19 protein-coding genes are annotated in these 9,020 nt (G+C 57.8%); all 19 read right to left on the reverse strand.

Annotation, left to right across the window (positions count from 1 at the left end; all coding sequences use genetic code 11):
• Nucleotides 1-3: 3 nt before the first annotated feature.
• Entirely contained in the window at nt 4-354 is a 351-nt protein-coding gene (gene rplR, locus J2T47_RS27495; protein ID WP_017521897.1) for a 50S ribosomal protein L18, read from the reverse strand.
• A 10-nt stretch (nt 355-364) separates the two neighbouring features.
• Complete coding sequence (rplF, locus tag J2T47_RS27500; RefSeq protein ID WP_015475332.1) at nt 365-898, reverse strand: 50S ribosomal protein L6; 534 nt, start codon at nt 896-898, stop codon at nt 365-367.
• A gap of 11 nt (nt 899-909) precedes the next feature.
• On the reverse strand, nt 910-1,302 hold the full coding sequence (gene rpsH, locus J2T47_RS27505; protein ID WP_015475331.1) for a 30S ribosomal protein S8: 393 nt from the start codon (nt 1,300-1,302) through the stop codon (nt 910-912).
• 189 nt (nt 1,303-1,491) lie between these two features.
• On the reverse strand, nt 1,492-1,797 hold the full coding sequence (rpsN, locus tag J2T47_RS27510) for a 30S ribosomal protein S14 (RefSeq protein WP_026079356.1): 306 nt from the start codon (nt 1,795-1,797) through the stop codon (nt 1,492-1,494).
• A gap of 13 nt (nt 1,798-1,810) precedes the next feature.
• Entirely contained in the window at nt 1,811-2,350 is a 540-nt protein-coding gene (gene rplE, locus J2T47_RS27515; RefSeq protein ID WP_017521899.1) for a 50S ribosomal protein L5, read from the reverse strand.
• Nucleotides 2,351-2,369: 19 nt separating this feature from the next.
• Entirely contained in the window at nt 2,370-2,684 is a 315-nt protein-coding gene (rplX, locus tag J2T47_RS27520) for a 50S ribosomal protein L24 (protein ID WP_045215317.1), read from the reverse strand.
• Between the two features lie 12 nt (nt 2,685-2,696).
• Complete coding sequence (rplN, locus tag J2T47_RS27525; protein ID WP_017521901.1) at nt 2,697-3,065, reverse strand: 50S ribosomal protein L14; 369 nt, start codon at nt 3,063-3,065, stop codon at nt 2,697-2,699.
• A 16-nt stretch (nt 3,066-3,081) separates the two neighbouring features.
• Complete coding sequence (gene rpsQ / locus J2T47_RS27530; RefSeq protein WP_236172369.1) at nt 3,082-3,348, reverse strand: 30S ribosomal protein S17; 267 nt, start codon at nt 3,346-3,348, stop codon at nt 3,082-3,084.
• A 2-nt stretch (nt 3,349-3,350) separates the two neighbouring features.
• A complete protein-coding gene (gene rpmC, locus J2T47_RS27535; RefSeq protein WP_003093720.1) occupies nt 3,351-3,542 on the reverse strand; it encodes a 50S ribosomal protein L29 in 192 nt (63 codons plus the stop codon).
• Nucleotides 3,542-3,955, reverse strand: a complete 414-nt coding sequence (gene rplP, locus J2T47_RS27540) for a 50S ribosomal protein L16 (RefSeq protein WP_009617163.1) — start codon at nt 3,953-3,955, stop codon at nt 3,542-3,544. The genes rpmC and rplP overlap by 1 nt, the downstream gene beginning before the upstream one ends.
• An 11-nt stretch (nt 3,956-3,966) precedes the next feature.
• The gene (gene rpsC / locus J2T47_RS27545) at nt 3,967-4,653 is read right to left on the reverse strand and encodes a 30S ribosomal protein S3 (RefSeq protein WP_015475326.1); all 687 of its coding nucleotides are present in this window, start codon (nt 4,651-4,653) and stop codon (nt 3,967-3,969) included.
• A 13-nt stretch (nt 4,654-4,666) separates the two neighbouring features.
• On the reverse strand, nt 4,667-4,999 hold the full coding sequence (gene rplV / locus J2T47_RS27550) for a 50S ribosomal protein L22 (protein ID WP_015475325.1): 333 nt from the start codon (nt 4,997-4,999) through the stop codon (nt 4,667-4,669).
• 12 nt (nt 5,000-5,011) lie between these two features.
• Nucleotides 5,012-5,287, reverse strand: a complete 276-nt coding sequence (rpsS, locus tag J2T47_RS27555) for a 30S ribosomal protein S19 (protein WP_017521902.1) — start codon at nt 5,285-5,287, stop codon at nt 5,012-5,014.
• A 16-nt stretch (nt 5,288-5,303) separates the two neighbouring features.
• Nucleotides 5,304-6,125: a 50S ribosomal protein L2 gene (gene rplB, locus J2T47_RS27560; protein ID WP_024767388.1), complete on the reverse strand. Its 822-nt coding sequence runs from the start codon at nt 6,123-6,125 to the stop codon at nt 5,304-5,306.
• Between the two features lie 11 nt (nt 6,126-6,136).
• Entirely contained in the window at nt 6,137-6,436 is a 300-nt protein-coding gene (rplW, locus tag J2T47_RS27565) for a 50S ribosomal protein L23 (protein WP_015475322.1), read from the reverse strand.
• Nucleotides 6,433-7,035 (reverse strand): 50S ribosomal protein L4, encoded by a 603-nt coding sequence (gene rplD, locus J2T47_RS27570; protein ID WP_017521904.1) that lies wholly within the window; start codon nt 7,033-7,035, stop codon nt 6,433-6,435. Before rplD ends, rplW begins: the two co-directional genes overlap by 4 nt.
• 14 nt (nt 7,036-7,049) lie before the next feature.
• Nucleotides 7,050-7,685 (reverse strand): 50S ribosomal protein L3, encoded by a 636-nt coding sequence (rplC, locus tag J2T47_RS27575; RefSeq protein ID WP_024767389.1) that lies wholly within the window; start codon nt 7,683-7,685, stop codon nt 7,050-7,052.
• 82 nt (nt 7,686-7,767) lie between these two features.
• Nucleotides 7,768-8,079: a 30S ribosomal protein S10 gene (gene rpsJ, locus J2T47_RS27580; RefSeq protein WP_003243886.1), complete on the reverse strand. Its 312-nt coding sequence runs from the start codon at nt 8,077-8,079 to the stop codon at nt 7,768-7,770.
• Between the two features lie 155 nt (nt 8,080-8,234).
• Nucleotides 8,235-9,020, reverse strand: a 786-nt coding sequence (locus tag J2T47_RS27585; RefSeq protein WP_253453700.1) for an elongation factor Tu, incomplete at its 5' end; no start/stop codon positions are given.

Here is a 9,020-nt window from a genome sequence, read left to right on the forward strand (position 1 = left end):
AACTTAGAACTCCAGACCGCCTTCACGAGCGGCATCAGCCAGGGCCTTGATACGACCGTGGTACTTGAAGCCAGAACGGTCGAACGCCACCTGAGTGACGCCGGCAGCCTTGGCGCGTTCCGCGACCAGTTGACCAACTTTCTTGGCTGCGTCGACGTTGCCGGTGGCAGCTTCGCGCAGTTCCTTGTCCAGGGTCGAGGCGCTGGCCAGGACCTTGCCGCCGTCGGCTGCAATGACCTGGGCGTAGATGTGCTGGGAGGAGCGGTACACGCAGAGGCGTACGGCTTCCAGTTCGCGCATCTTCAGGCGAGCCTTGCGAGCGCGGCGCAGACGGGTTTCTTTCTTGACGCTCATTTGCTATGCCCTACTTCTTCTTGGCTTCTTTACGAAGGACGACTTCGTCGGCGTAACGCACGCCCTTGCCTTTGTACGGCTCCGGCGGACGGAAGTCGCGGATTTCCGCGGCAACCTGGCCGACCAGCTGCTTGTCGATACCCTTGATCAGGATGTCGGTCTGGCTGGGGGTTTCTGCGACGATGCCGGCAGGCAGTTCGTAATCAACCGGGTGGGAGAAGCCGAGAGCCAGGGACAGCACTTGGCCTTTGGCCTGCGCCTTGTAACCAACACCAACCAGCTGGAGCTTGCGCTCGAAGCCCTGGCTGACGCCGATTACCATGTTGTTGACCAGAGCGCGGGTGGTACCGGCCATGGCACGGGTCTGCTGGTCGCCGTTACGCGCAGCGAAACGCAGCTCACCGTTGTCCTGAATGACTTCGACGGACGGATGTACTTTCAGCTCGAGAGCGCCTTTGGCACCCTTGATCGAAAGTTCCTGACCAGCCAGCTTGATTTCAACGCCGGCGGGCAGAATGACGGGGTTCTTAGCAACGCGAGACATGCTGATTCCCCTTAGAACACAGTGCAGAGCACTTCGCCACCGACGCCAGCGGCACGGGCAGCACGGTCAGTCATCACACCTTTGTTGGTGGAGACGATCGAAACGCCCAGGCCGCCACGAACTTTCGGCAGCTGGTCTACGGATTTGTACTGGCGCAGGCCAGGACGGCTGATTCGCTTCACTTCCTCGATGACAGGCTTGCCTTCGAAGTACTTCAGCTCGATCGACAGCAGAGGCTTGGCCTCGGCGGTGACTTGGAAATCCGCAATGTAGCCTTCGTCCTTGAGGACTTTGGCGACTGCCGCTTTCAGCTTGGAAGACGGCATGCTCACGACGGTCTTCTCAGCCATCTGGGCATTACGGATGCGAGTTAGCATGTCTGCTAACGGGTCCTGCATACTCATGGGCTTAATGCTCCTGATACAAAAGATAAGCCTTCAACTTCACAACTCGCCCTCAAAACGCCGGACGAACTAAAACCCGGACTCGGGGGAGCCGGGTATTCTAGAGATCGCTTAAAAACGAATCAAGCCCCACAAGGGGGCTTGCTTCGCAAAGCGATCAACGGAGCCGTTGCCGACCCCGTCTAGCACTTACCAGCTGGCTTTCACCAGGCCCGGTACGTCACCGCGCATGGCTGCTTCACGCAGCTTGTTACGGCTCAGGCCGAACTTGCGGTAGTAACCGTGCGGACGACCGGTCAGGCGGCAACGGTTACGCAGGCGGCTGGCGCTCGCGTCACGCGGTTGCTTCTGCAGGGCGACCTGGGCATTCCAACGATCTTCAGCCGAAGTGTTCGGATTAGCGATGATCGCTTTCAGCTCGGCACGCTTTTTGGCGTACTTGGCTACCGTTTGCTGACGCTTCAGCTCACGGTTCTTCATGCTCTCTTTAGCCATGGTCCTACTCCAATCAGTTGCGGAACGGGAATTTGAAGGCGCGCAGCAGTGCACGACCCTCATCATCCGAACGCGCGGTGGTGGTCAGAGTGATATCCATACCGCGGAGGGCATCGATCTTGTCGTAATCGATTTCCGGGAAGATGATCTGCTCTTTGACGCCCATGCTGTAGTTGCCACGGCCGTCGAAGGACTTGGCGTTCAGACCACGGAAGTCACGAACGCGCGGCAGCGAGATCGACAGCAGACGGTCCAGGAACTCGTACATGCGATCGCCACGCAGGGTGACTTTCACACCGATCGGCCAGCCTTCACGAATCTTGAAACCAGCAATGGACTTACGAGCGTAAGTCACAACCGGCTTCTGACCCGCGATCTTTTCCAGATCAGCTACGGCGCTCTCGATGACTTTCTTGTCACCAACAGCTTCGCCAAGACCCATGTTCAGGGTGATTTTGGTAACGCGCGGAACTTCCATCACGTTCGCCAGCTGAAGCTCTTGCTTCAGCTTGGGAGCGATTTCCTTCCGATAAATTTCTTTCAATCGTGCCATGGTGATCTACCTAGCTCCCTCAAGCCTGAACCGGTTTCTGGGTCGACTTGAAGACACGAATCTTCTTACCGTCTTCGACTTTGAAACCAACGCGGTCAGCCTTGTTGGTTTCAGCGTTGAAGATGGCGACGTTGGAGACGTGCAGAGGCGCCTCCTTCTCGACGATCCCGCCTTGCTGGTTGAGCATGGGGTTGGGCTTGGTGTGGCGCTTGACCAGGTTCACACCGCCAACGACCAGACGGTCATCAGCCAGAACCTTGATCACTTTGCCACGCTTGCCCTTGTCCTTGCCGGCAATGACGATGACTTCGTCGTCACGACGAATTTTTTGCATGACGGCTACTCCTTACAGCACTTCTGGGGCAAGGGAGACGATCTTCATGAACTTCTCGGTACGAAGTTCACGAGTCACGGGCCCGAAGATACGGGTGCCGATCGGCTCCTGCTTGTTATTCAGCAGGACGGCGGCGTTGCCGTCGAAGCGAATGATGGAACCGTCGGTACGACGTACGCCGTGCTTGGTACGAACGACCACGGCAGTCATTACCTGGCCCTTCTTCACCTTGCCACGCGGAATTGCTTCCTTGACGGTGACCTTGATGATGTCGCCAATGCCGGCGTAACGGCGGTGGGAACCGCCGAGTACCTTGATGCACATTACGCGACGCGCGCCGCTGTTGTCAGCGACTTCGAGCATGGATTGAGTCTGAATCATCTTCTATCTCCGACCCTTAGACTTCAACCGCGCGCTCGACGATATCAACCAGGGTCCAGGCCTTGGTCTTGGCCAGCGGACGGGTCTCGCGAATGGTGACCAGGTCACCAATGCGGCACTGATTGGTTTCGTCGTGTGCGTGCAGTTTGGTCGAACGCTTCACGTATTTGCCGTAGATCGGGTGCTTAACGCGGCGCTCGATCAGAACGGAAATGGTCTTGTCCATCTTGTCGCTGACGACGCGGCCAGTCAGCGTACGGACGGTTTTCTGAGCTTCAGCCATGATTACTTACCTGCTTGCTGGTTGAGCACAGTTTTCACGCGAGCGATGTCGCGCTTAACCTGCGAGAGCAGGTGAGACTGCCCCAACTGGCCAGTTGCTTTCTGCATGCGCAGATTGAACTGGTCGCGCAGCAGGCCGAGCAGTTGCTCGTTCAGCTGCTCAACGGATTTTTCACGAAGTTCATTCGCTTTCATCACATCACCGTCCGCTTAACAAAGGAGGTGGCGAGCGGCAGCTTTGCAGCAGCCAGGGCGAATGCCTCACGCGCCAGCTCTTCGGATACACCCTCGATCTCGTACAGGACCTTGCCCGGTTGAATCTGGGCTACCCAGTACTCGACGCCGCCCTTACCTTTACCCATACGTACTTCCAGGGGCTTCTTGGTAACAGGCTTGTCGGGGAATACGCGAATCCAGATCTTGCCGCCACGTTTAACGTGACGGGTCAGCGCACGACGTGCGGACTCGATCTGACGCGCGGTGAGACGGCCGCGGCTGGTTGCCTTGAGGGCGAACTCGCCGAAGCTGACTTTAGAACCGCGATGAGCCAGGCCACGGTTGTGACCGGTCATTTGCTTGCGGAACTTCGTACGCTTAGGTTGCAGCATTTGCGTACTCCTTACTTAGCAGCTTTTTTACGAGGAGCGGGCGCTACCGGCTTCAGCTCTTCCTGGCGGCCACCAATGACCTCGCCTTTGAAGATCCAAACCTTCACACCGATCACACCGTAGGTGGTGTGCGCTTCGTAGGTTGCATAGTCGATATCGGCACGCAGGGTGTGCAGGGGCACACGACCTTCGCGATACCACTCGGTACGAGCGATTTCAGCGCCGCCCAGACGACCGCTTACCTGGATCTTGATGCCTTTGGCACCAATGCGCATGGCGTTCTGTACAGCGCGCTTCATGGCGCGACGGAACATAACGCGACGCTCCAGCTGCTGAGCTACGCTTTGCGCAACCAGCATACCGTCGAGTTCCGGCTTGCGGATCTCTTCGATGTTGATGTGCACCGGCACACCCATTTGCTTGGTCAGGTCCTGACGCAGCTTCTCAACATCTTCACCTTTCTTGCCGATCACGATGCCGGGACGAGCGGTGTGGATGGTGATACGTGCAGTCTGAGCCGGACGATGGATATCGATACGGCTGACGGACGCGCTTTTTAGTTTGTCTTGGAGATACTCACGTACCTTCAGGTCGGCGAACAGATAATCGGCGTAAGTGCGCTTATCTGCGTACCAAACGGAGGTGTGCTCCTTGACGATACCCAGGCGGATGCCATTGGGATGTACTTTCTGACCCATCTGATCGACTCCGTTACTTGTCCGCAACCTTGACAGTGATATGGCAAGACCGCTTGACGATGCGATCAGCACGGCCTTTGGCACGCGGCATGATGCGCTTGAGCGAACGACCTTCGTTGACGAAGACGGTGGAGACTTTGAGATCGTCTACATCGGCGCCTTCGTTGTGCTCGGCGTTGGCAACGGCCGACTCCAGCACTTTCTTCATGATCTCGGCGGCTTTCTTGTTGCTGAAAGCCAGGAGGTTGAGCGCGTCGCCCACCTTCTTCCCGCGGATCTGGTCGGCGACCAAGCGGGCTTTCTGGGCGGAGATACGAGCGCCCGAGAGCTTAGCGGCTACTTCCATCTTCCTTACCCCTTAACGCTTGGCTTTCTTGTCCGCAGCGTGCCCACGATAAGTGCGGGTAGCAGCGAACTCGCCGAGTTTGTGACCGACCATGTCTTCGTTGACCAGAACCGGCACGTGTTGACGGCCGTTGTGGACAGCGATGGTCAGACCAACCATGTGCGGCATGATCATAGAACGGCGCGACCAGGTCTTGATCGGCTTGCGGTCGTTCTTTTCCACCGCCACTTCGATCTTCTTCAGCAGGTGAAGATCGATAAAAGGACCTTTTTTCAGAGAACGTGGCACTGTCGTATCCCTCTATTTACTTGCGGCGACGGACGATCATGTTGTCGGTACGCTTGTTCGCGCGAGTCTTCTTACCCTTGGTCTGAAGACCCCACGGCGACACCGGATGACGACCAGCAGAGGTACGACCTTCACCACCACCGTGCGGGTGGTCGACCGGGTTCATGGCAACACCACGAACGGTCGGGCGAACGCCACGCCAGCGTTTGGCACCGGCCTTACCCAGCGAACGCAGGCTGTGCTCGGAGTTCGAGACTTCGCCCAGGGTCGCACGGCAGTCAGCCAGGACTTTGCGCATCTCACCGGAACGCAGACGTACGGTTACGTAGGCACCTTCACGGGCAACCAGCTGAGCCGAAGCGCCAGCGGAGCGAGCGATCTGAGCACCTTTGCCAGGCTTCAGTTCGATACCGTGGATGGTGCTACCCACCGGAATGTTGCGCAGCGGCATGTTGTTGCCGGCCTTGATCGGAGCGCCGATACCGGAGATCAGTTGATCGCCAGCCACCACGCCTTTGGGGGCGATGATGTAACGACGCTCGCCGTCCGCGTATTTCAGCAGAGCGATGTGAGCAGTACGGTTCGGATCGTATTCGACGCGTTCAACGATGGCAGGGATGCCATCCTTGTTGCGACGGAAGTCGACCAGACGATAGTGCTGCTTGTGGCCACCACCGATATGACGGGTGGTGATACGACCGTTGTTGTTACGGCCGCCCGACTTGGACTTCTTCTCGAGCAGGGGAGCGAACGGAGCACCTTTGTGCAGGTCCTGGTTCACTACCTTGACGACGAAACGACGACCAGCGGAAGTCGGTTTGCATTTAACGATTGCCATGATGCACCCCTTTACTCAGCGCCAGCTGCGAAATCGAGATCCTGGCCCGGCTGGAGAGCGATGTACGCTTTTTTCCAGTCGTTACGCTTGCCCAGGCCGCGAACGGTACGCTTGGTCTTACCCTGAACGTTCAGGGTGGTGACGCGACGTACTTTCACGCCGAACAGGCTTTCTACGGCCTTCTTGATTTCCAGCTTGGTTGCATCAGTGGCAACCTTGAAAACGAATTGGCTGTTGCCGTCCGCCAGGCCAGTGGCCTTCTCGGAGATATGCGGGCCCAGCAGCACTTTGAATACGCGTTCCTGGTTCATGCCAGCAGCTCCTCGAACTTCTTCACGGCGGACACGGTGACCAGCACCTTGTCGTAGGCGATGAGGCTGACCGGATCGGAAGCCTGGACGTCACGTACATCGACGTGGGCCAGGTTGCGAGCTGCCAGGTACAGGTTCTCATCGACGCCTTCGGTGACGATCAGTACATCTTTCAGGCCCAGGCCTTCCAGCTTGCTGACCAGACCTTTGGTCTTCGGTGCATCGACAGCGAAGTCGGCAACGACAACCAGACGGTCCAGACGAACCAGCTCAGAGAGGATGGAGCGCAGAGCAGCGCGGTACATCTTCTTGTTGAGCTTCTGGGAGTGATCCTGGGGCTTGGCCGCGAAGGTCGCGCCGCCGCCACGCCAGATGGGGCTACGGATGGTGCCAGCACGAGCACGACCAGTGCCCTTCTGACGCCACGGCTTCTTGCCACCACCGGAGACTTCGGAACGAGTTTTCTGAGCCTTGGTGCCCTGACGGCCGCCAGCCATGTAGGCTACGACTGCCTGGTGAACCAGGGTCTCGTTGAATTCGCTACCAAAGGTACGCTCGGAAACCTCGATCGCCTGAGCGCCATTTACATTCAGTTGCATCTCAGCTTCCTCTCTTAACCGCGAGCCTTGGCTGCCGGACGCACCAGCACATCACCACCGGTAGCGCCGGGAACGGCACCTTTGACCAGCAGCAGATTGCGCTCTGCATCGACACGCACGACCTCAAGGGATTGAACGGTTACGCGCTCAGCACCCATGTGGCCCGACATTTTTTTGCCCTTGAACACTCGACCAGGAGTCTGGCACTGGCCGATGGAACCCGGGACGCGGTGGGAAACGGAGTTACCGTGGGTGTTATCTTGACCACGGAAGTTCCAGCGCTTGATGGTACCGGCGAAGCCTTTACCCTTGGACTCACCGGTAACGTCTACCAGCTGGCCTGCCTGGAACAGATCGACAGAGATGGAATCGCCTGCCTTGAACTCCTCTTCGCCCAGACGGAATTCCCACACGCCGCGACCGGCGGCGACATTCGCCTTGGCAAAGTGACCGGCTTGCGCCTTGGTCACGCGAGAAGCACGACGCTCGCCAGCAGTTACCTGCACAGCGCGATAGCCATCGCTTTCTTCGTTTTTGAACTGGGTGACGCGATTCGGCTCGACCTCAATGACCGTGACCGGAATGGAGACACCATCTTCGGTGAAGATGCGGGTCATGCCGCACTTACGACCGACAACACCAATTGTCATCTTTAGAACCTCTTTAGTGTACGGGGCTTTCACCCGCTATGGCCGCCCATTTCAGAGCGTTACACGACCAATGCCGAAGGCATTAGCCGAGGCTGATCTGTACTTCGACGCCAGCAGCAAGGTCGAGCTTCATCAGCGCGTCGACGGTTTTGTCGGTCGGCTGAACGATGTCGAGAACACGCTTGTGGGTACGAATTTCGTACTGGTCACGAGCGTCCTTGTTGACGTGCGGGGAAATCAGCACGGTGTAACGTTCCTTGCGGGTCGGCAGAGGAATCGGACCACGCACCTGAGCCCCAGTACGTTTCGCGGTTTCCACGATTTCCTGGGTAGATTGGTCGATCAGGCGGTGATCAAAAGCCTTCAACCGAATACGGATTTGTTGATTTTGCATTTGACCTCAGACTCCAAGTTGCCATTCCCAACGGACGGACTCCGCCCGTTAAAAGGAGGCGCAATTGTACGGATGCGTCTGAGGGGTGTCAATATTTAACCAACTCAACGAAAAAGGGACCCCGAAGGGTCCCTTTTCCTGGAGCGGATCAGCGATTACTCGATGATCTTGGCAACCACGCCGGCGCCAACGGTACGGCCGCCTTCGCGAATCGCGAAGCGCAGGCCATCTTCCATGGCGATCGGAGCGATCAGGGTGACAACCATTTTCACGTTGTCGCCCGGCATTACCATCTCAACGCCTTCCGGCAGTTCGCAGTTGCCGGTTACGTCGGTGGTACGGAAGTAGAACTGCGGGCGGTAGCCTTTGAAGAACGGGGTGTGACGACCACCTTCTTCTTTGGACAGCACGTACACTTCGCACTCGAACTTGGTGTGCGGCTTGATGGTGCCCGGCTTGGCCAGAACCTGGCCACGCTCTACGTCTTCACGCTTGGTGCCACGCAGCAGAACGCCGACGTTCTCACCAGCACGACCTTCGTCGAGCAGCTTGCGGAACATTTCAACGCCGGTGCAGGTAGTCTTGGTGGTCGCCTTGATACCGACGATTTCCACTTCTTCCTGGATCTTGACGATGCCACGCTCAACACGGCCAGTTACCACGGTGCCACGACCGGAGATCGAGAATACGTCTTCGATCGGCATCAGGAACGGCTTGTCGATGGCGCGCTCGGGCTCGGGGATGTACGAGTCCAGGGTTTCTACCAGCTTGCGCACGGCGGAAACACCCATCTCGTTGTCGTCCTGGCCGTTCAGGGCCATCAGAGCGGAACCGATCACGATCGGAGTGTCGTCGCCCGGGAAGTCGTAGGTGTTCAGCAGATCGCGAACTTCCATTTCGACCAGTTCCAGCAGCTCGGCGTCGTCAACCATGTCGGCCTT

The sequence above is a fragment of the Pseudomonas nitroreducens genome, from assembly GCF_024170165.1.
In the GTDB taxonomy this organism is placed as follows: Bacteria; Pseudomonadota; Gammaproteobacteria; order Pseudomonadales; family Pseudomonadaceae; genus Pseudomonas; species Pseudomonas nitroreducens_C.